Here is a 21,428-nt window from a genome sequence, read left to right as displayed (position 1 = left end):
CGCCGCGCAGCAGCTGATCGACGAACCGCCCGTGCCCCGGGGACGGTTGCGGCTGGCCGCAGCCCGGCTGCGGGCCTCGCGCGGGGCGTCGGCCGGGCTGGTCGTGCTGGTGCTGCTGTTCCTGCTGGCCTTCGCCGGACCGTACCTGACGCCCTGGGACTACGCCGCCCCCGACTACACCAGCCTGCGCCAACCCCCGTCCGGCACACACTGGTTCGGCACCAACGGGCTCGGCCAGGACGTGTTCGCGCAGACCGTCCGCGGCCTGCAGAAGTCCCTGGTGATCGGCCTGCTGGTGGCCCTCCTCTCCACCGGCCTGGCCTCGCTGGTCGGCGCCTGCGCCGGGTACTTCGGCGGCTGGACCGACCGGGTGCTGACCTTCCTGGTCGACCTGCTGCTGATCTTCCCGGCCTTCCTGGTGATCGCGGTGCTCTCGCCCCGGCTGCGCGGCAGCGGCTGGATCGCCTTCGTGCTGCTGCTCGCCGTCTTCAACTGGATGGTCACCGCCCGGGTGGTCCGGTCGATGACCCGCTCGCTGCGCGAGCGCGAATTCGTCGCCGCCGCCCGGTACATGGGCGTCGGACCGTTCCGGATCATCTGGCGGCACGTGCTGCCGAACGTCTCCTCCTTCCTGATCATCGACGCCACCGTGACCGTCGGCGGCGCCGTGATGAGCGAGGCCGCGCTCTCCTACTTCGGCTTCGGCGTCCGGCCGCCCGACGTCTCGCTCGGCACCCTGCTGGCCGCCGGGGCCGCCGACGCGCCCGTCTTCCCCTGGCTGTTCTACTTCGCCGCCGGGCTGCTGGTGCTGTTCGTGCTCGCCGTCAACCTGGTCGGCGACGGCCTGCGCGACGCCCTCGACCCGACGGCCGCCGCCGGACGCCCCCGCCCCCGCCGCGAAACCCGTCGGCGCCGCACCCGACCCACCGACACCCCCTCGCGCCGGAGCACCCCATGACCACCCCGCTGCTCACCGTCCGCGACCTCACCGTCGACTTCGACGGCCGCCCGGCGGTCCGCGGCGTCGACCTCGACCTGCACCGGGGCGAGACCCTCGGCCTGGTCGGCGAGTCCGGCTCCGGCAAGTCCGTCACCGCGCTCGCCGTCCTCGGCCTGCTGCCCGCCACCGCCCGCACCGGCGGCTCCGTCCGCCTGGACGGGCGCGAACTGGTCGGCCTGCCCGCCCGGCAGCTCGCCGCCGTCCGGGGCCGCCGCATCGCCATGGTCTTCCAGGACCCGCTGTCCGCCTTCACCCCCGTGCACCGGATCGGCGACCAGATCGCCGAAGCCGTCCGGATCCACCAGGACGTCGGCCGCACCGCCGCCCGCAAGCGCGCCGCCGACCTGCTCGACCTGGTCGGCATCCCCGACCCGGCCCGCGCCCTGGACGCCTTCCCGCACGAGTTCTCCGGCGGCATGCGCCAACGCGCCATGATCGCCATGGCGGTGGCCAACGACCCCGACGTGCTGCTCGCCGACGAACCCACCACCGCGCTCGACGTCACCATCCAGGCCCAGGTCCTCGACGTGCTGCGCACCGCCCGGCGGGAGACCGGCGCCGCCCTCGTCCTGGTCAGCCACGACCTCGGGGTGATCGCGGGCAGCGCCGACCGGGTCGCCGTCATGTACGCCGGACGGATCGTCGAGACCGCCCCCGTCGACGAGCTGTTCGCCGCGCCCCGCCACCCCTACACCCTCGGCCTGATCGGCGCCGTCCCCCGGCTCGACGGCCGGGGCGGCCCGCTCGTCCCGATCCCCGGCCGCCCGCCCGCCGCCGGTGAACCCGCCCGCCCCGGCTGCGCGTTCGCCGACCGCTGCCCGCTCGCCGAGGACCGCTGCCGCACCGCCGAACCCCCGCTCACGGGCACGGGTGTGGGTGCGGGTGCGGGTGCGGGCGTGGATACCAGTGCCGGCGTGGGCGCGGGCACCGGCGACCACCTCGCCGCCTGCGTCCGCGCCGACCACCTCGCCGCCACCCGGCCCGCCCCCGCCGAGGTCTACCCCGTCCCGGTGCTGCCCGCCGCCGTTCCCCGGCCGCGCGCCGCCCGGGACAGCGTCCTCGCCGTCCGCGGCCTCACCCGCAGCTTCCCCCGCCGCGGCGGCCCGCTGCGCCGCCGGGCGGGCGAGGTGCACGCCGTCGACGGCGTCGACCTCGACATCCGGCAGGGCGAGACGCTCGGCCTGGTTGGCGAGTCCGGCTCCGGCAAGTCCACCACCCTGTACGAGATCCTGCGGCTGGCCGCCCCGCAGGGCGGCCGGATCGAACTCCTCGGCCGGGACACCGCCACCCTCGACCGGGCCGCCGTCCGGCGGCTGCGCTCCCGGGTCCAGATGGTCTTCCAGGACCCGGCGGCCTCCCTCGACCCGCGGATGCCGGTCGGCGACGCGCTCGCCGAACCCCTGCTCGCCCAGCGCACCCCCGGGGCGGAGGCCCGCCGCCGCGTCCCCGAACTGCTGCGCCAGGTCGGCCTCGACCCCGCGCACGCCGACCGCTACCCGCACGAGTTCTCCGGCGGCCAGCGCCAGCGCATCTCCATCGCCCGCGCCCTCGCCGTCCGCCCCGACCTGCTGGTCCTGGACGAACCCGTCTCCGCCCTCGACGTCTCCGTCCAGGCCGGCGTGCTCAACCTGCTCCAGCAGCTCAAGGCCGAACTCGGCCTCGCCTACCTGTTCGTCTCCCACGACCTCTCCGTGGTGCGCCACCTCGCCGACCGGGTCTCCGTCATGTACCTCGGCCGCACCGTCGAGACCGGCACCGCCGCCCGCGTCCTCGGCCGCCCCCGCCACCCCTACACCCGCGCCCTGCTCGCCGCCGTCCCGCTCCCCGACCCGGCCGCCGAACGGGCCCGCCCCCGCCTGCTGCTGGCCGGCGACCCGCCCTCCCCGGCCGAGCGCCACCTCGGCTGCCCCTTCCGCACCCGCTGCCCCGTCCACGCCGCCCTCGCCCCCGCACAGCGCGACCGCTGCGCCACCGAGGCACCCCCCGCCCTGCCCGCGGCCCCGGGCGTCGACCACACCGCGGCCTGCCACTACCCGGACCACCCGGCCTGAGAGGACGGTATGAGAGCTGATGCCCGATTCTTCGTTTCGTGCGGGACGAGCGGGCAGGCCGGGGCGGCGTCGGTCGGCTACGGCCGGGGCTGGGTGAACAAGCCTGGCGCGCTAACGCTTCGGCCGGGCGAGCATGCAGTGGAAAACAAGCGTCTCCGGATGCGAGTCAGTCGGGGACAACTCCCGGAGCCGGTCCCGGAGCGCGGCCTCGAAGGCTGCCTTGCGGTCGCCGAGCACCACGGGATTGCAGAATGACGTCGAGTAGAGATATCCGACGATCTCGTCGGCCGTCCAGATCTTCTCGGCGGTGTACTGCCGGGACTCCAAAACGAAACCGGCCAACTCCAGGTAGTCGTCATGGCGGCCCGCCGCGACGAATGGCTGGTTCCCCGCGCGGCGCCGCTCGCCGACGTATTCGCGGATCGTGCGCACCGCGACGGCGTGCCAGGGGGCCCGCTCGTCCCATACGTCGCTGCCGCCGCCCAGCAGGCCGAAGACGCCACTGTCGGTCAGCCAGGTCCGGACCCGCCCGGCGAGCAGTTCGCGGTCCATCCAGTGGAAGGACGATCCCGCGACTACGAGATCGGCGGACCCGGCCGGCACGTCGAGGGACTCGGCCGCCCCCACTGTCCACGCGACGTTGCGGATCTGCCGCTCGGCGGCCTTGCGCTCGGCGATGGCGGCCATGTCCGGGTCGATGTCGATCGCCGTCACCGTATCGAACGACGCGCTCAGGGGCAGGGCGACCTCGCCGGTGCCGCAGCCGAGGTCCACAAGCCGCCGTCCGTGCGGGCCGACGCTGAGATCGACCAGGTCGGTCAGCATCCGGTCGGGATATACGGGGCGGTATCGCGCGTAGTAATCGGCGGTACCGGCAAAGATCGGCGAGTTCATCGTCTTCCGTCGTTCCTCTGCAGCGGGTGCCGGGCTTCGGGACCGTATCAGGGAGCGGAATAAGAGTGCATAGGTGTTTCGTCGTCGCCTGAACGTGTGGTGGTGGGGCATCCCGGCCGTTCGGTGGCCGTGGGCATGTTGGGCTGGTCGCCGTGAGCGAGCGCAAGCCCTACAAGACCGATGTGAGCGACGAGCAGTGGGCGCTGGTCGAGCCGGTGATCGCCGCTGGGGCTGGTGATCGCGGTGGTGGTGGCGGCCGCGTCGGCGCACGAGAACGCCGTCGGCATCGCGCTGCGGGCCCGACAGGTGTGCGAGGCGATGGACCTGCCGGTCGCGCCCGACAACATCAACAACGTCCGCCTCAAACTCAAGCGGCTGGCCGACCGCGGAATCCCGGCCGAGACCGAGCCAGGCTTGTTCACCCAACCCCGGCCGTAGCCGACCGACGTCGCCCCGACCTGCCCGCTTGTCCCGCACGAAACGAAGAATCGGGCATCAGCTCTCATACCGTCCTCTGAGATCACTCGGCCTGAGACCGGGCGGCCTGAGACCGGGCGGCCTGAGACCGGGCGGCCTGAGACCGGGCGGCCGGGCCCGGGCGGCCGGGCCCGGGCCCGGCCTCCGGTCCTGGTCCTGGTCTCGGTCCCGGTTCAGGAGACGGTCCACTGCCCGATGCTGTCGGCGAGGCCGCTGTTCAGCGAGAACTGGACCTTGGCGACCCGGGAGGAGGCGGGGACCTCGAAGGTGACGAACCCCAGGGCGCTGTCACCCGGGGCGATCGCCACCGACCCGGAGAACGAGGGGCCCGCCGCGGTCTCCTGGTAGGTGTCGGTGAAGCGCTGGCCCTCGGTGTCGACCACCTGCGCACCGTTGCCGGGGCTGTCGCTGTAGGAGGCCGTCCCGGTGTTCGCCAGCCGGAACTGCACGGCGACGAACCGGGTTCCGGCCTCGGGGGAGGAGTACTGGTCCTTCGGCTTGGCCGGGTCGACGACCTTGACCACCGTCACGTCGCACGCCTCGCCGTCGTTCATCCCCTTCAGCGCGATGGTGCTGCCGACCGAGGCGGTGGCCGCGGAGGCCGAAGGGGAGACGGAGGCCGAAGAGGAGGCGGACGTGGATGTGGACGCGGATGCGGACGCGGATGGGGACGACGTGGGGACGTCGGGGTCGGAGGCGACCGTGGTCGGACTGTTCGGGGTGGTGGTGACGTGGGCGGTGCTGGTGCAAGCGGTCACCAGCAGCGAGGAGGCCAGGAGGGTCGCGACACGGCGCATGATCGTTTCCTTCGGCTCGGCACCCCGGGACGGGTGGTGGTTGCCGCCGTCGGGGCTGCCCGGCGCCGACGCACGGGGAACAGGGCCGCTCGTGTGGCGACCGAACCGGGTCGGCGGCAGAGCCCGTGCTCTGTCATCGATGCCGCGTCATCCAATGCCATGTCGTCGATGACGCGGCATTGATGCCGCATCACCAGTGCCGCGTCATCGGTGCCGCATCATCGGTGCTGCGTCATCGGTGACGCAACATTGATGCCGCGCCATCGATGACGAAGCATCAATGCCTCGTCATCGATGACGCGGCACGGGATTCGCCGCAGTCAGGTCACTTCCCGTACACGCCCACCTCGTTCAGCGAGTAGCGGTTGTCGGTGCCGCGGGCCAGCATCACCACCCGCACGTGCCGGGCGTCGACCGGGGTGAAGGAGCGGTTCTCCAGGCCGCCGCGGTCGGCGGTGGTGGCGTAGACGGTGCGCCAGGCGGTGCCGTCGGTGGAGACGTCGATCCGGTAGGAGGTGGCGTACTGGTCGGACCAGTCCAGGACCACCCGGCCGACCTTGCGGACGCTGCCCAGGTCGACGTTCAGCCAGGCGGTGGCCACCGTCTTGGACGCCCAGCGGGTGCCGGTGTTGCCGTCGACGGCCTGCTTGGGCGGGTAGGCCACCACGATCGCGTCCTGGTAGTCGGAGGCGGTGGCGGTGGCGCCGCGGGCCAGGTTGGTCAGGTCGTCGGTGCGGCGGGCCGGGAACTCCACCACCTGCTGGTAGGTGGGCCGGTTCTGCCAGGCGATCCGCGGCACGGTGATGCCGCCCATCGCCCGGTGCACGATCGAGTCGGCGCACAGCTGGTCGCCCGCCGCGCAGTACTTGTCGGCCGGGTACGTGGTGGCCGCCGGGGTGGCCACCGCCTGGGCGAGGGTGGTCAGCAGGACCTGCCGGCAGGCGCCGAGCGTGCCGCCGCCGCAGTACGCCCGGTCCAGCGGGCCGGAGACGGAGCGGCCGAGCACCGTGCGCAGGTCCTTGTCGACGTACGACCACCAGCCGTGCTGGAACGCCGAGCCCTTGTGCGCCTCGCCCGCCGCGATGTCGCCGCCGCCGGACGTCCCGCCCAGCTGCCCGCCCGAGGGCGTCTCGTTGATCGGCGCGACGGCGGTCAGCGCCCGCCACGCCCCGTCGCCCAGGCCGGGCCGGAACTCGCCCTCCACCAGCAGCGGCCACCAGGCGTCCAGGATCCGGATCGCCTCCGCGTCGGTGTACGTGCCCGCACCCTTGCTCGCCTCCCGCCGGTGCGAGCCGCTGCCCGCCCAGGCCCGCAGTTTCGCGACCGCGCCGGCCGCGGCGGGGTCGGTGACCGGCGCCGAGTCCAGCACCGCGAGCAGCTCGGGCAGCACCCGCTCGGCCCGCAGGTCGACGTTGGCGGCGTCCTCCATCGCCTTGACCAGGTCGGTGCGGGTGACGCCGCCGCGCTGCACCAGCGCCTTCACCCGGGAGTCCAGCAGGTCGGCCCGGTGCACCGCGCCGTTGCCCCAGGCCGAGGTGAGGCCCGGCGCCTGCTTGTTGTTCCAACTGACGTAGTAGTCCTGGTCGGTGGACTGCGCGTGCCGGGCCGGCGGCTCGACCGCGGAGGTGTTGGCGGCCCGGTCCCAGCCCTGCCAGGTGTAGGCGCCCTGCGCCAGGACCGGCAGGTCGGGGTCGGTCCCGGGGGCGCGCAGCGGCTCGGTGCCGGAGTTGTAGTACGCGGTGTGGTCGGCGTCCGCGTAGAACCAGTTGAAGGTGTAGCCGACGTCCTGCGCGGCGCGCTGGAACGCCGCCGCCGAGGTGATCGCCGCCGGGTCGTTGAACTGCTGGAAGCCGATCACCGAGTCCACCTCGTGCCGGTAGGTGGAGCGCAGCGCGGTGTACGCCACCGGCCGCCCGCCGACCGTCCCGGTGTGGGTGACCAGCCCGTACGCCGAACGCAGCGTCACCAGGTCGTAGGCGCCCGCCGCGGTGGAGTCCGCGGTGGTCGGCTGCCAGGCGTTGTGCTTGGTCAACCGCTCGAACGGGGTGCAGGCGCCGTCCAGCAGGTAGCCGCGCGAGGAGGTGGAGGGGGTGCCGCCGCCCGGCTCGCACAGGTCGACCGCGAAGGTGTCGGTGATGTCCTGGTTGGCGGAGGTCGCGCTCCACGCGTAGTCCAGGCCGCGGCCGATCTCCACGTAGAAGCTCAGGCCCGGGAAGGACGCGCCCCGGCTGCGCAGGCCCGGCCCGTCCAGCTCCTGCACCATCAGGATCTGCGGCGCGTAGTAGCCGGTCTGCGGGCCGAACACGGCGACCGGGTGCCCGGAGGCGGTGTGCGCGCCGGACACCAGCAGGGCGTTGGACATGCCCTTCTTCGCGGTGATCAGGTCGGCGGGCAGCACCCCCTCGGCGCCGGCCGACGTGCCGGTGGCCGCGACCGCCGCGGTTCCGGTCCCGGTGCCGTTGGCGGCGTGCGACAGCTCGGTGACCGACCCCGGGTCCGGCAGCGCGGTGCCCACCGGGTTCGCGGGGGAGGCCGCGTACGGGAAGGAGGTGCCGTCGTGCACGGTGGGCGTCGCCTCCGGGTCGTCCCCGGCCCGCCAGGCCGCGTACGCCCGGTCGCCCGCCTCGGTGCCGTACTGCTGGCGCAGCGCGATCCGGGCCAGCGCGTTGCCGACCTCGCCGCCGCCACCGCTGCCGAAGATCGCCCCGATCACCGAGGAGATCGCCACCACGTCGGTGACCGTGAACGGTTCGATGGTCGAGCCGTGCCCGGTCAGCACGTACTCGCCCGGGTAGTTGTTCGCGGCCACGTCGGCCGCCGCGAAGGCGTTCAGGCCCGCCACGTAGTCCTGCACGTCCTGCCAGGCCTGCGCGCCGCGCGGCCCGGACGCCCGCACCCGGTCGATCTGCTGCTGGAGGTCCGCCTCGGTGTAGGGGGCGACCGCCCACAGGCTCTGCTCCAGCGCCCGGTTGCCCGGCGCGCCGCCCGCGAACGAGGACAGCTGCCCGCGCCCCACGTGCCGCAGCACGTCGATCAGCCAGAGCCGGTCCTGCCCGGCCGCGTACCCGGCGCCGAACTCGGTGTCGGAACGGGTGACGCCCTTGACGTGCGGCGTCCCGGTCGCCTTGTCCCGGGTGATGGTCACCCCGGCGCGCGGCGTGCTGGTGCTCTCCACCTGCCCGGCGGGCACCCCGAACGAGGCGTCGTTGAAGTAGGCGGACAGCTGGTCGGGCGTCAGGCCGCTGTAGTCGTGCAGCAGCGCGTCGTACTCGTCGACCTGGTCGGCCGAGTGCGTCGGGCGGGTGCCCACGCTCTGGTGCAGCAGGATTCCGGCCAGCGTGGCGTGGCCGTTCTCCCCGGCCGTCAGGACGTCCTGGCACTGGCCCAGGCACGGGTCCCCGGCGGTGGGGGCGGGCCCGGCGGCCGCCGCGGCGGACGGCTGGGCGGTGAGCGCGCCGAGCAGCAGCGCGGCGGAGGCGAGCACGGCGAGGGTGGCCGAACGCAGTCGGCGGGGGAGGGGGGCAGCGGGCACCTGGGCCTCTTCCTGACAGGGAGTATCGGAAGTCCGGGCGCACGCTAGTCCCCGAAGTGACCTCCGGGTAGGGGTCGCGCGGGCACCGCCACGGAACTGTCATCCGCCTGTCATGAACACGAGTTGACGGCCCGTCGGGAGACCCGGGAACGCGCACCCCGGTGCGCGGGCCACCGTGGATCGCTGCGGATCGCTGCGGATCGCTGCGGGTCGCCGCGGAGCGTCAGGGACGGTCGGACCCGGGCCCGACCGGGGCGAGCGGCCGCTCGGCGAGCACGTGCAGGGCGGCCTGGGAGGGGGAGCCCTCCTCGGCGGTGTAGGTGATCAGCGTCTGGTCGGGGTCCCCGGGCAGGGTGAGGCTCTCGTACGCGAGGGTGAACTCGCCGACCGCGGGGTGGCGCAGGTGGTAGGTGCCGTGGGTCTTGTCCCGGATCTCCTGCTGCTCCCACAACCGCCGGAACTCCGGGCTGGCGTCCGACAGTTCCCCGATCAGCGCCGGGTACGCCGGGTCCCCCGGGTGGCGCCCCAGGTCCAGGCGCAGGTAGGCGACGATGTCGCGGGCCTTGGCCTCCCAGTCGACGAAACGGCCGCGCAGCTCCTCGTGGCAGAAGACCAGCCACGCCTTGTTGAGCCGCGCGGGCGGCAGCGCGGCGAAGTCGATCATCATGGCGGCCATCGGCGCGTTCCAGGCCAGCACGTCGGTGCGCCGACCGATCACGTACGCCGGGGTGTGCGGCATCGAGTCCATCAGTCGGCGCAGCCCCGGCCGCACCCGCTGGGCGGCCACCGGCCGGTCACCCGCACCGGCCGGACGCACCAGCCGGTGCAGGTGCCCGGTCTCCACGGCGTCCAGCCGCAGCGCCGAGGCGACGGCGTCGACGACCGCGTCGGACACGTTCTCGGCCCGGCCCTGCTCGAAGCGGGTGTAGTAGTCGACGCTCACCCCCGCGAGCTGCGCCAACTCCTCCCGGCGCAGACCGGGCACCCGGCGGCGCTCGCCGAAGGGCCGCAGCCCCACTTCCTCCGGGCGGATCCGGGCACGCCGGGAACGCAGGAAGGCACCGAGGTCGGCTCGTCGGTTCATGGCCACGATCCTAGGCGCTGCCCAGGACGGCCCCGGTGCGGCCTTTGCGGCCCGGCCCCGGCCCCGGCGTCCGGTGTTCCGCCCCGGCATCCGGTGTTCCGTTTCGGAGGTCGGTGCCCCGTTTCGGAGTCCGGTGCTCTGCACCGGAGTTCGGTGCTCCGCCTCGGCGTCCCGGCTCCGCCCGGGAATTCGGTGCGTCCCCGGCCCATCCGGACCGGCCCGCGTTCCGAAGCCGTTCGGGGACCACCCGCCGAATCGGCGGCGCGGTGGCCGCGGTCCGCGAGAGGGGTACGGGGTGGAGCTGGTCGGCGGTGGCACCGGACGGGTGTGGGAGCCCTGGGCCGAACTGATGGCCGATCACCGTCCGGTCCTGGTCGCCCCGTCGGCCCCGGAGCGCCCCGCATCGGCCGGCGACGGGTGGAGCGGGGCCGACGAGCTGCCCGAGCTGCGCCCGGACTGGTCCGCGGCCTTCGACGGCGCCCGACTGGTCGTCACCCGCCCCGACGGGGCGGTCTGGTACGACGGCCCGCTCGCGGCCGCCCGCGAGTGGGCCCGCGCCCTGCGCGCCCACGGCGCCCTGGTCATCGTCACCGGGCCCTTCGCCACCCCCGCCGGCCTGCGCCCCGCCGCGGCCGACGNCCGGCTCTCCGTGCTGGCCGTCCCCGCCCGCCTCGTCGACGCCCACCGGCCCGCGCCCGGCGCCGTGCACTGACCGGGCGCCGGACGCCGGACGCCGGACGCCGGACGCCGGACGCCGGACGTCGGTGCGGCCGGGGGCCGGAGCGCGGCCAACGCGGCCAGGGGGGTTCCGGCAGACCCAGGTTCGGCGGTACCGGGGTCGAGCAGGGCCCTGGGTCGGGGTGCGCGCGGCGGTGACGATGGACGTGCGCTGCGAGGGACGCCGGGAAGAGGACGGCGGGTCGCGGCGCGCAGCACCCGGACACCCGAACGTGAGGAACCCGCGACCATGAACGCTCTGCCCACCGCCCGGCTCGGCGGCACCGACCTCGACATCACCCGGCTCGGCTTCGGCGCCTGGGCGATCGCCGGGAGCGGCTGGAGCTTCGGCTGGGGACCGCAGGACGACGCCGACTCGATCGCCACCATCCACCGGGCCGTGGCGGCCGGGATCAACTGGATCGACACCGCCCCCGCGTACGGCCTCGGGCACTCCGAGGAGGTGGTCGGCAAGGCCCTCGCCGCGCTCCCCGCGTCCGAACGCCCGTACGTCTTCACCAAGGCGGGCCTGGTCTGGGACGAGCCCGACCCGTTCGCCGCCCCGCGCAAGCTGCTCAAGCCCGCCAGCATCCGCGCCGAACTGGAGGGTTCGCTGCGCCGCCTGGGCGTCGAGCGGATCGACCTCTACCAGGCGCACTGGCCCGGCGACGGCGCGCTGCTCACCTTCGCCCCCGACGAGGACCCGGTCACCACGGCCCGGCACGCCACCGCCGTGGAGGAGTACTGGGCGACGCTGGCCCAACTGAAGGCGGAGGGCAAGGTCCGGGCGATCGCGCTGTCCAACCACGACACCGCGCAGCTGGCCGCCGCCGAGGCGGTCGCGCACGTCGACGCCATCCAGCCGCAGTTCAGCCTGCTGCACCGGACGGCCGCCCCCGAACTGGCCTGGGCGCACGCCCACGGCACCGGCTCGATCGTCTACCAGCCGCTCCACTCCGGGCTGCTGACCGGTACCTTCAGCACCGAGCGGGTCGCCGCGCTGCCCGAGGACGACTGGCGCAAGGGCGCCCCGGACTTCACCACCGGCCTGCCCGCCAACCTCGCCCTGGTCGACGCCCTGCGCCCGATCGCCGAGGCGCACGGCAGCACGGTCGCCGCCGTCGCGCTCGCCTGGACGCTGGACTGGCCCGGCGTCACCGGCGCGATCGTCGGCGCCCGCCGCCCCGAGCAGGTCGACGGCTGGATCGACGCCGGCGCGCTGCGGCTGACCGAGGACGACCGGGCGGCGATCGCCGCCGCGCTCACCACCACCGGCGCCGGGACGGGCCCGATCCGTCCGTGAACCCCGGTGCGCCGGTGGCCCCCTGCGCGCCGCGCCCCCGAACGGCGCACCCCCGGGCGGTGCGCCGCGCGAATCGGCCGCGCGAATCGGTCGAAAAGCCGCGCATGCCCGTGCCGAAACCGGGCAGCCGACCCGCAGAACGACGAACTCCCCTCGAAAAGGAGACAGTTGTGAGCGACGGCATGTGGGGTTACGAGAAGGCCGCGGGCTACGCCCCGGGCGTCGACCTGACCGGCTACCGGGTCGAGGCCACCGACGGGCACATCGGCAAGGTCGACAAGCACTCCTACGAGGCCGAGGACGGCTACATCGTGGTCGACACCGGCCCGTGGATCTTCGGCCGCGCCGTACTGCTCCCGGCGGGCGTCATCCAGCGGATCGACGAGGAGGCCAAGACGGTCTGGGTCGACCGCGCCAAGGAGGAGATCAAGGACTCCCCCGAGTACCACCGCGAGGCGCACGCCCACGACGCCGACTACCGCCGCGGCGTGGGCGGTTACTACGGCACCGGCGGCCTGTGACCGGCCCGCCGGCGTGTCGCGGTGCCGGTGCGTCAGGGCGCCGATGGCGTCGGCGGTACGGGCGGTACGGGCGGTAGGGGCCGTTCGCGGGGCGCGGGCGGCCCCGGGCGCGGCCGTCACTCGTTCGGCTGACGGTGCGGCCCGGGCGGGGCGTCGGCGGAATCGGTCGTACTCGACCTGTCATGGTGGGCGACGGGGGCGTTCGGCGCCCCCTCACCCGCCAACTCCCGTACCGGGAAACCCTGGTGCCCGGGTCGCCGCAGCGCGCCCGGGCCGGGGCCGGTGCGGCGGAAAGGACGTCGAGCGCGATGACCGACGACATCTCCTACGCGAAGATCCACCCCGCGATCGGAGTGGCCCGGCTGGGCAACAGCGCCCACCCCGACGGCTGGTTCTACGGCCCCGAGACCCCCGAGCCCGCGCCCGTCACCCCCGGCGCGCACAAGGACGACACCGGCGCGATCAAGCGCCAGGCCGCCAGGTTCCGGATCTACGGCTACGACGCCGGGGGCCGCGTGGTGCGCGAACTCACCACCGCCGAAGCCGGGGTGGACATCGAGTGGGCCGTCCACGTCGCCAACCGGAAGTCCGCCTGGTACAACTTCGACCTCGCCTTCGACATCCCCGACATGCAGGGCATGCAGTCCGCCCGCCGCAACCCCAAGCAGACCGACCGCGCCCGGCTCGTCATCGACCCCGGCCGCAAGACGCTGCGCGCCGGCACCGGAGACCGGGTCGAGTTCACCGGCGGCACCTTCCTCGGCGTCGACGTCCCGCTCGGCCGGATGCACACCGACGACCACGGCCGGCTCGTCCTCCTCGGCGGCACCGGCACCTCCGGCGCCCCCGGCGGCGAGGAGCTCCACTCCTTCGGCAACAACGACGGCTGGTACGACGACACCTCCGACGGCCCCGTCACCGCCACCCTCACCCTCGGCGGCCGCGACGTCCCGGTCAAGGGCGCCTGGGTCGCCGTCGCCCCGCCCAACTACGCCCCCGACGTCAAGACCCTGCGCACCCTGTGGGACCTGCTGCACGACCTCTTCCTCCAGCAGGGCACCGTCCCGCCCGACCCCGAGGTCACCTTCGAACGGGACGTCCTGCCGATCCTGCGGCGCTTCCACGAACTCCAGTGGGTCAACAAGGGGTTCGCCACCCACTACGGCTTCGGCGGCCCGCAGGACTTCCTCGCCCCCGCCATGCTCGCCCGCCTCGGCAGCAGGGCCGAACGCGACCGCGAACTGCGCCGCCAGGTCTACACCGCGATGCGCGACCACGCCCGCGACGGCCTCTCCCCGCAGCCCTGGCCCTGGTTCTACGGCGACGCGATGGCCAGCAGGCCCAAGTCCGTCCTCCAGTACATGACCCTCTCCGACACCCAGATCGCCCACCTCGAAGCCTGGGCCAAGGGTGAGTTCAGCACCGACCCCTGGCCCGGCTTCCCGCGCCGCCTGGAGGACGCCCCCGTCGCCGACCAGCCCGGCCTGCTCGACCGCGCCGCGCTCGACTTCTGCCTCGCCGACGCCTTCCACCCCGGCTGCGAAGTCACCTGGCCGATCCGCCGCACCACCGTGTACGAGGAGCCCTTCCGGATCCTCCACCGCCCCGCCGACCGGCCCGAACCCGACTACGGCCCCGACCTCACCACCCGGCAGGCCCTCGCCGACGACGGCCCCCTGCACGCCCAGGGCCCCGGCGACCTCACCCGCTGGATGGCCGTCCCCTGGCAGACCGACACCGTGAGCTGCCGCTCCGGCTACGAGTCCACCGCCCTCCCGAGCGGCCGCTACGACCCGCACGTCCCCACCTTCTGGCCCGCCCGGGTGCCCAACCACGTCCTCACCGCGGAGGACTTCCGGATCGTCAACCAGGAGGACGGCACCGCCCACTCCGACGAGGAGCGCGCGGACGCCTTCGCCCGCCGGGCCTCCTGGCTGCGCGGCCTGCGCGGTGAGTACAAGGAACAACTCGCCCGGTCGGTGCGGGAGTGGCACGACTTCGGCATCGTCGAGACCCGCCGCTACACCGTGGGCGACGGCCGCTTCCCCTCGACCGTCCGGGTCGAGTCCACCCCCGGCTTCCCGCTCGAAGGCGTCTCGCCCGACCGCAACCTCGTCACCCTCCACGTCCCCGAACCCGTCCTCGGCACCACCACCCACGCCGACCTCCTCGCCACCACCGCCGCCCACACCGGCTACTCCACGGACGCGATCACCGTCGGCTACGTCGACAAGCTGGACCCGTTCGGCGAGGAGTCGGCGAACGGCGGTGGCGCGGAGCCGGAGGGCGGGGCGGCGTGAGCGGGGTGGCGGAGGTCGGGGAGGCTCCTGGCGGAGGGCCGGGGGCGGGGTGGGGAGTGGGGCGAGGGGTCGGCGAACGGCGGTGGCGCGGAGCCGGAGGGCGGGGCGGCGTGAGCGGGGTGGCGGAGGGGGGGGAGGCTCCTGGCGGGGGGCGGGGGGGGAGGCGGGGAACGGGGCGGAGGGGTCGCGAGCGGTGGCGGGGCGGCGTGAGCGGGGTGGCGGCGCCTGGTGGGTGGGTGGGGGTGTGGTGACCGGGGGGTGTTCGGCGCGGTACGACGTGGTGGTGGCCGGGGGGGGGCCGGCCGGGGTGGCGGCGGCGTCGGTGCTGGTCCGGGCCGGGCGGCGGGTGCTGCTCGTGGACGCCGGGCGCGGTCCGGCGCCGGTCGGGGAGGCGCTGCCCGCCGCCGCCCGCGTCCTGCTGCGGGACCTGGGTGCGGAACGCGTCCTGACGGACGGTCACCTGCCCTGCCTGGCCAACCGTTCGGCCTGGGGGAGCCCGGCGCTGGGCTCCGTCGACAGCATCCTCGACCCGCACGGCCACGGCTGGCACCTGGACCGTCCGCGCTTCGACCGCCAACTGCGCGGGCTCGCCCGCACTCAGGGCGTCCACCTCGCCGAACGCACCACCGTGCGCCTGCCGGTCCGCACCCCCGACGGCGGTTGGACGGTCGAACTGCGCGGCCCCGAACGGCGATCGGTCCACTGCCGCTGGCTGGTCGACGCGACCGGCCGCCGGGCGGCCCTCGCCCGCACCCTCGGGGCCCGGGTCCTGACCCGGGACCGGCTGATCGCCGTCCACCTCACCCTCGCCCCCGCCGACCCGCCGCCCGCCGACACCACGACCACCGTCGAATCCGCCCCCGACGGCTGGTGGTACACCGCGCCCCTCCCCACCGGCCACCGCCTGCTCGCCTGGTACACCGACACCGACACCGACGCCGCCCCCGGCACCCCCGCCGGGGCGGAGGGCTTCCTCCGGAGGCTCGCCGTCACCCGGCACGTCGGCCCGTTGGCCGCCGTCCACCCGAGGCCCGCCGCGGGCGGTCCCAGGCGGGCGCCCGCCCACTCCGCGCGCCTCGACCCGGTGTGCGGGGAGGGCTGGATCGCGGCGGGGGACGCGGCCGTCGCGTTCGATCCGCTCTCCTCGCAGGGCATCCTGACCGCGCTGTTCACCGGGGTGCGGGCCGGGCAGGCCGTGCACGCCCGGCTGGGGGGAGAGCGGGGGGCACCGGGGGAGTACGTCCGGGCGGTGGCCGCCGTCCGGGAGACCTACCTGCGCAATCACCGCGCGCACTACGCCGCCGAACGGCGCTGGCCCGACCGGCCGTTCTGGCGGCGCAGACACCTCACCACCGCACCGGAGGAGACGTTCCGATGAGCACCGCACCCCTGCCCGACACCCTCAGCGCCGCCGCCGACCGACACGGCCACCGCTTCCTGCTGATCGGGAGGAAGACGGTCTTCAGCTACCACCTGGGCCTGTACCACGTCCCGATCCACGCCTTCCAGCTGATCACCGCCTTCGGCCTGTCCGACCAGCTGCGCACCACCTACCTCGACGACCTCGCCGCCCACGAGGACCAGCAGGTGTACTACTCGCTGTTCACCGAGGGCCACTGGCCGCTCCAGGAGCTGGTGGACGGCACCCGCACCTCGCTGCCGGTCGAGCTGGAGCGGGTCACCGTCGACGCCGAGGGCCGGCGCACCTTCACCCCGCTGCTCCCGGCCGTCGAGGTCGGCAGCCGCAAGGAGGACGTCGTGCACTACCGGCCGCTGGTGGCCGACGCCGACTACCCGGACCTCCTCACCGAGCTGGTCTTCGGCCGGGACGACGAGGTGCACCTCGCCCACGCCCTGGCCGGTGCCCCGAACTGGGACGAGGTGATCACCACCGTCGACCCGCAGGGCTTCCGGCCCACCGACCTCGCCCCCGCCGCGACGCTCACCGTGCCCTCGGTCAAGGACCCGCACGGCGCCGCGCCGAAGAGCCCGCTGACCCCCGGCGACCGCTACGAGGCGAAGATCGGCGAGCGCGCGCTCACGTTCACCGCGGGCCGCCGGGGCTGGTGGAACAACACCTCGCTGAACGCGCAGTAGCGATACCGGCGGCGCCGGTCCCGACCGCCGTCGTGCCGACCGCCGTTGTGCCGACCGCCGTCGTGCCGACCTGCGTCGTGCTGACCTCCGCCCCCGGCCGCCCGTGACGAAAGCCCTGGTGACCGGGGGCGGAGCGCCGGGCAGGCTGGAGGGGTGAGAGAACGGCCCCGTCGAGGGGCCCGGCGGCACGATGCGGCGGAACCGGCCGGAGAACGACGGCGGACGGGCCGTGCGAGACGGCGAACGGCCGCACGCCGCAGTCCGAGGGGGGAGGAAGCAGAACCGCCATGCCCCTGCGCACCCTCACCGCGCCTTCGCCGCCCGCCCTCGTCCTGTCGCTGTCCGCGCTGGTCGCCGGGGCCGCCGCCGTCGGCGGGTACCTGGTCAACGAACGCCACGAGAGCACCGTCCGCCGACTGGATGACCACATCCGCCCCGCCCAGAGCGTCCTCGCCGAGACCCGGACCGCGGTGGGCGACGCCCGCACCGCCTGCCTGGTCGAGGACAGCACGCACGCCACCGCCCTGCGCGCCGACGCCCGCACCCGGCTCGCCGACCGGCTCCCGCAACTGCGCGCCCTCACCGCCTACCATCCGCAACTCGCCTCCGCCGCCCAGGACTTCGACCGCAGCACCACCCGCTGGCTGGCCGCCGAACCCGCGGACCGGGCCGCCGCGCCGGCCGACTGCACCGGCGCGGGCAACGCCGACGACGGCTACCCGGCCGTCCACCGGCAGGCCGACCGGCTGACCGTGCTGCTCGCCGACGAGGCCCGCGCCACCACCGCCGACGCCACCCGGGACGGCCGGGCCGTGCTGTTCTACCTGCTCGCCCTGTGCGGCGGCCTGGTCGTGCTGGCCGGGCTGACCGCCCGCCAGATCACCCGCCGCCTGCTCATCCCGCTGGCCGGCATCGAACAGCGGCTGCGCCAGGACGCCGCGCCCCAGGACGCCGCGCCCCAGGACATCGCACCCCAGGACACCGCGTCCCGGGACACCGCGCCCCGGGGCGTCGTGCTGCCGGGCGCCGCACCCCGGGGCCGGGCCCCGGGCGCGCCCCGCCGCGCTGCACCGGCTCGCCCACGCCGCCGACGCCCTGCGCGGCCGACTGCGCACCGCCCAGCGCCAGGCCCGCCGCGACCACCAGGCGCTCGAACAGAACGGACGCTGCGTCCAGGGCCTGGGCTCGATCCTCGCCTCCCGGCACCGCTCCGGCCCCGGCGTCACCGCGCACGGCGACCTGGTCGCCGCCGAAGGGCTGCTGGCCGGCGACTACCTGGGCGTGCTCGCGCTGCCCGACGGCTCCACCGCGCTGCTGCTCGGCGACGTCTCCGGGCACGGCGTCGAGGCCGCGCTGCTCGCCGTCCAGCTCAAGTGCGCGCTGCGCGGCGCCCTGCGCACCACCGCCGACCCGGCGGTGGCCGTCCGCGCCGCCTGGCACACCCTGGACCCGGCCGACGAGCACTTCAGCACGCTCGTGCTGGCCCGCCTCGACCCGCGCACCGGACGCCTCGGCTGGCTGAACGCCGGCCACGAGCAGCCCTTCCTGCGCCGCGCCGACGGCACCGTCGAACGGCTCGCGCCCACCGGCCCGCTGCTGCACCCGCTGATCGAGCCGGACGCCGGGACCTGGACCGAGCACAGCACCCCGTTCGGCCCCGGCGACCTGCTGCTGCTGTGCACCGACGGCCTGACCGAGGGCCGCGGCCCCGGCGACCCGGGAGGCTCCCGTGGCCCCGGAGACTCCGGCGGCTCCGACGGCCCCGGCCGGGAGTTCGGCGAGCAGCGGGTCACCGCGTTCCTGGCCGGGCTGCCCGAGGCCGCCCCCGTCGAGGCGGTCCGGGCCCTGCACGCCGAGGCCGAGCGCTTCGGCCTGGACTGGGGGCGCGACGACGTCACCGTCCTGGCCGCAGCCCTGGACCCCCGGCGGCCGGGCCCCCGGCGGCCGGCTCCCGGGTGCCCGGCTCCCCGGTGAAGGACACCCGCTGCCCGGGGGCGAGGAACGCCGCCAGCCGCCCGGCCTCCGCCGCCACCTCCCCGGCGGCCGCGTCCGGCAGCGGGCGGAACGGGGTCACCCGCAGCTCCGCGCCGTCGACCGCCCAGGTGCCCGCGACGGAACCGTCCAGCAGGAAGGTCGGCAGGACCCGGGCCGAGCCCGGCATCACCCGCGGGCGGTCCGGGTCGGCGAGCACCCGGGTGCGGTCCGCGTGCCCGAGCAGCAGGTTGTCGTACGCGGGCAGGAACCGCACCGGGACGGGCCGGTCCGGGTCGGCGAGCACCGCGTCCGGCAGGTCGAACAGCTCGGTGCCCCGCTCGTCCCGGTACGCCCGCAGCCGGGGGCGCAGTTCCTCGAACACCGTCCGCGTCCGGGTCAGCCCGGACCAGGCCTGGAAGTCCTTCACCCCGGCGGGGCCGAACGCCGCCAGGTAGCGCAGCACCGCCGCGCCCGCCGACAGCTCGCCGGGCCGCTGTTCGGCGAGCGCCAGCGAGGTGTTCGGCCGGGTGCCCCAGCCGCCCCAGGCGGAGCTGTCCGGCCCGTGCAGCACCGGCACCCGCAGCTGCACCACGGCCGCCAGCAGCCTGCCGTCCCGCCCCGGGTACCGGGTGGCGAGCTCGACGGCCAGGCCCTGCCGGGACAGCGTCCGACCCGCCAGCAACTCCCGCCCGGTGGCGGCGAGTTCGTCCAGGTCGAGGCCGTCCGTGGCCGGGGCGAAGTACCGGGCCCGGGAGGTTCGGTCCAGCACCGGTTGCAGCAGCGGCCGCCACCGGCCGAAGTCCGCGCCGCCGGACAGGTGCTGGGTGCTGCGCAGCGAGGCCGAGCGCACCACCCGTCCGTCCGCGAGCAGCGCCGCCAGCTCCTCCCGCCGGAAGTCCGCGATCCTGGCCCACAGCCCCAGGTACGGCCAGTTCGGCTCCTGCCCCTGCAAGGCGACCAGCCGTTCCACCACCTCCGCCGCGCCGCGCCCGGTCCGTTCGGTGAGGAACTGCCGTTCGAGCAGGGTCCGGTTCAGGGTGCGGAGGGGCAGCACGTCGTCCATGCGGTGCGGGTTCTCCCGTCGAGTGGTGGGCCTGCCGCCACGCTACGGACCGCAGCGGTCAGTTCCCGGCCGCAATCCGCCCCTCACCGGAAACGGGCGACGAAGCGGCGCTGCCAGGGCGTCTCCACCGCGCGCGGGGAGTAGCGGGCGCGGACGTACCCGACCGCATCGGCGGCGGGGACGCCGTCCAGCACGGCGAGGCAGGCCAGGGCGGTGCCGGTGCGGCCGTAGCCGCCGCCGCAGGCGACCTCGACGCGTTCACCGGCGGCGCGGGACCAGGCCTCGCGCAGCGCGTCCGCCGCGTCGGCCCGGTCGGCCGGGAGCCGGAAGTCCGGCCAGCGCAGCCAGCGGGACTCCCAGTCGACGGCGGGCGGCCGGTGGCCGAGCAGGTGCAGCGCGAAGTCCGGCGGCGGTCCGGCGGGGAGCGGGCGGCGCAGGCCGCGGCCGCGGACGACCCGGCCGGAGGGGAGCGGCAGGAGGCCCGCGGTGCCGGGCGGCCAGGTGGTGGTCACGGGGTGAGCGTAGCGGCGCCCGGCGGCCCGGCCGGGTGTGTCGCGCGGGCGGATCGATCTTCGGCCGTCAGGATGGTGCTTCCCGCGCCGCACCGCCCCGAGGCGCCGACGAGGAGCAGTCATGGACGTGTCCGCAGGTCTGTGGGTCGGCACCATCGCGGTGCTGATCGTGCTGATCGTGGCCGACTTCTTCATCGGCGGCCGCAAGCCGCACGAGGTCTCGATCAAGGAGGCGGCGGTCTGGACCACCGTGTGGGTGGTGCTGGCCTGCCTGTTCGGCGGCTTCGTGTGGTGGTACGGCGGTTCGAAGTCGGCGGTGGAGTTCTTCGCCGGGTACGTCACCGAGAAGTCGCTCAGCGTCGACAACCTGTTCGTGTTCATCCTGATCATGGGCAAGTTCGCGGTGCCGAAGATCTACCAGCAGTGGGTGCTGATGTTCGGCGTGATCATCGCCCTGGTGCTGCGCGCGGTGTTCATCGCGGGCGGCGCGGCGCTGGTCTCCCAGTTCTCCTGGGTGTTCTACCTCTTCGGCGCGTTCCTGGTCTGGACGGCCGTCAAGCTGATCATGGAGGCCGGACAGGACAAGACCGAGGAGGAGTTCGAGGAGGGCCGGCTGCTGCGCCTGGTCAAGAGGCGGATCCCGTCCACGGACGAGTACCACGGCACCAAGCTGTTCGTCCGGATCGACGGCAAGCGGCTGATGACGCCGATGCTGACGGTGCTGCTGGCGATCGGCACCACCGACGTGCTGTTCGCGCTCGACTCGATCCCGGCGATCTTCGGCCTGACCCAGGACGCGTACATCGTCTTCACCGCCAACGCCTTCGCGCTGATGGGCCTGCGCCAGCTGTACTTCCTGATCGGCGGCCTGCTGACCAGGCTGGTCTACCTGTCCTACGGCCTGTCGGTGATCCTCGGCTTCATCGGCGTCAAGCTGATCCTGCACGCCCTGCACGAGAGCGGCGTGCACGTGCCCGAGATCGGCATCGCCTTCTCGCTGGCCTTCATCGTGGTGGTGCTGGCGGTCACCACCGTCGCCAGCCTGCTGGCCTCCCGCAAGCAGGACCGGGCGGCCGGCACCTGACACGGAGTCGGGCACCGGCCGC

17 protein-coding genes are annotated in these 21,428 nt (G+C 74.8%); 11 read left to right on the top strand and 6 right to left on the bottom strand.

Going from position 1 to position 21,428, the window contains the following annotated elements:
- Nucleotides 1-31 precede the first annotated feature (31 nt).
- Complete coding sequence (locus HUT16_RS02300) at nucleotides 32-958, top strand: ABC transporter permease (RefSeq protein ID WP_254898223.1); 927 nt, start codon at nucleotides 32-34, stop codon at nucleotides 956-958.
- The gene (locus HUT16_RS02295; RefSeq protein WP_176184948.1) at nucleotides 955-3,051 is read left to right on the top strand and encodes an ABC transporter ATP-binding protein; all 2,097 of its coding nucleotides are present in this window, start codon (nucleotides 955-957) and stop codon (nucleotides 3,049-3,051) included. The genes HUT16_RS02300 and HUT16_RS02295 overlap by 4 nt, the downstream gene beginning before the upstream one ends.
- Before the next feature lie 111 nt (nucleotides 3,052-3,162).
- Here HUT16_RS02295 and HUT16_RS02290 read toward each other — a convergent pair whose 3' ends face one another.
- The gene (locus tag HUT16_RS02290) at nucleotides 3,163-3,945 is read right to left on the bottom strand and encodes a class I SAM-dependent methyltransferase (RefSeq protein WP_176184946.1); all 783 of its coding nucleotides are present in this window, start codon (nucleotides 3,943-3,945) and stop codon (nucleotides 3,163-3,165) included.
- Between the two features lie 234 nt (nucleotides 3,946-4,179).
- Here HUT16_RS02290 and HUT16_RS02285 point away from each other — a divergent pair, with 234 nt between their 5' ends.
- Entirely contained in the window at nucleotides 4,180-4,383 is a 204-nt protein-coding gene (locus HUT16_RS02285) for a hypothetical protein (protein WP_176184150.1), read from the top strand.
- Nucleotides 4,384-4,595: 212 nt separating this feature from the next.
- On the opposite strand, the gene HUT16_RS02280 is transcribed toward HUT16_RS02285, so the two are convergent.
- From HUT16_RS02280 to HUT16_RS02270, 3 genes are all read right to left on the bottom strand, one after another.
- Nucleotides 4,596-5,219: a DUF4352 domain-containing protein gene (locus HUT16_RS02280; RefSeq protein ID WP_176184944.1), complete on the bottom strand. Its 624-nt coding sequence runs from the start codon at nucleotides 5,217-5,219 to the stop codon at nucleotides 4,596-4,598.
- 325 nt (nucleotides 5,220-5,544) lie between these two features.
- Nucleotides 5,545-8,751: a penicillin acylase family protein gene (locus tag HUT16_RS02275; RefSeq protein ID WP_176184942.1), complete on the bottom strand. Its 3,207-nt coding sequence runs from the start codon at nucleotides 8,749-8,751 to the stop codon at nucleotides 5,545-5,547.
- Between the two features lie 223 nt (nucleotides 8,752-8,974).
- Complete coding sequence (locus tag HUT16_RS02270; RefSeq protein WP_176184940.1) at nucleotides 8,975-9,835, bottom strand: helix-turn-helix transcriptional regulator; 861 nt, start codon at nucleotides 9,833-9,835, stop codon at nucleotides 8,975-8,977.
- Nucleotides 9,836-10,130: 295 nt separating this feature from the next.
- Between HUT16_RS02270 and HUT16_RS02265 the strand changes: the two genes are divergently transcribed.
- From HUT16_RS02265 to HUT16_RS02235, 7 genes are all read left to right on the top strand, one after another.
- Nucleotides 10,131-10,547, top strand: a complete 417-nt coding sequence (locus tag HUT16_RS02265; protein WP_254897598.1) for a hypothetical protein — start codon at nucleotides 10,131-10,133, stop codon at nucleotides 10,545-10,547.
- Between the two features lie 255 nt (nucleotides 10,548-10,802).
- Nucleotides 10,803-11,855: an aldo/keto reductase gene (locus HUT16_RS02260; RefSeq protein ID WP_176184938.1), complete on the top strand. Its 1,053-nt coding sequence runs from the start codon at nucleotides 10,803-10,805 to the stop codon at nucleotides 11,853-11,855.
- 170 nt (nucleotides 11,856-12,025) lie between these two features.
- Complete coding sequence (locus tag HUT16_RS02255; RefSeq protein WP_176184936.1) at nucleotides 12,026-12,376, top strand: PRC-barrel domain containing protein; 351 nt, start codon at nucleotides 12,026-12,028, stop codon at nucleotides 12,374-12,376.
- 308 nt (nucleotides 12,377-12,684) lie between these two features.
- Complete coding sequence (locus HUT16_RS02250; RefSeq protein ID WP_176184934.1) at nucleotides 12,685-14,676, top strand: LodA/GoxA family CTQ-dependent oxidase; 1,992 nt, start codon at nucleotides 12,685-12,687, stop codon at nucleotides 14,674-14,676.
- A gap of 283 nt (nucleotides 14,677-14,959) precedes the next feature.
- The gene (locus tag HUT16_RS02245) at nucleotides 14,960-16,054 is read left to right on the top strand and encodes a tryptophan 7-halogenase (protein WP_254897597.1); all 1,095 of its coding nucleotides are present in this window, start codon (nucleotides 14,960-14,962) and stop codon (nucleotides 16,052-16,054) included.
- Nucleotides 16,051-16,773 (top strand): hypothetical protein, encoded by a 723-nt coding sequence (locus HUT16_RS02240; RefSeq protein WP_176184930.1) that lies wholly within the window; start codon nucleotides 16,051-16,053, stop codon nucleotides 16,771-16,773. Before HUT16_RS02245 ends, HUT16_RS02240 begins: the two co-directional genes overlap by 4 nt.
- 1,281 nt (nucleotides 16,774-18,054) lie before the next feature.
- Nucleotides 18,055-18,747, top strand: a complete 693-nt coding sequence (locus tag HUT16_RS02235; RefSeq protein ID WP_176184928.1) for a PP2C family protein-serine/threonine phosphatase — start codon at nucleotides 18,055-18,057, stop codon at nucleotides 18,745-18,747.
- Here HUT16_RS02235 and HUT16_RS02230 read toward each other — a convergent pair.
- Together HUT16_RS02230 and HUT16_RS02225 are read right to left on the bottom strand one after the other, a co-directional pair.
- Entirely contained in the window at nucleotides 18,668-19,810 is a 1,143-nt protein-coding gene (locus HUT16_RS02230; RefSeq protein WP_176184926.1) for a winged helix DNA-binding domain-containing protein, read from the bottom strand. The two genes, HUT16_RS02235 and HUT16_RS02230, sit on opposite strands and share 80 nt — an antisense overlap.
- An 83-nt stretch (nucleotides 19,811-19,893) precedes the next feature.
- Nucleotides 19,894-20,322: a protein-tyrosine phosphatase family protein gene (locus tag HUT16_RS02225; protein WP_176184924.1), complete on the bottom strand. Its 429-nt coding sequence runs from the start codon at nucleotides 20,320-20,322 to the stop codon at nucleotides 19,894-19,896.
- 121 nt (nucleotides 20,323-20,443) lie between these two features.
- Here HUT16_RS02225 and HUT16_RS02220 point away from each other — a divergent pair, with 121 nt between their 5' ends.
- On the top strand, nucleotides 20,444-21,406 hold the full coding sequence (locus tag HUT16_RS02220) for a TerC family protein (RefSeq protein WP_176184923.1): 963 nt from the start codon (nucleotides 20,444-20,446) through the stop codon (nucleotides 21,404-21,406).
- Nucleotides 21,407-21,428: the final 22 nt, after the last annotated feature.

It is taken from the genome of Kitasatospora sp. NA04385 (assembly GCF_013364235.1).
In the GTDB taxonomy this organism is placed as follows: Bacteria; Actinomycetota; Actinomycetes; order Streptomycetales; family Streptomycetaceae; genus Kitasatospora.
This window is presented reverse-complemented; position numbering and strand designations above follow the sequence as displayed.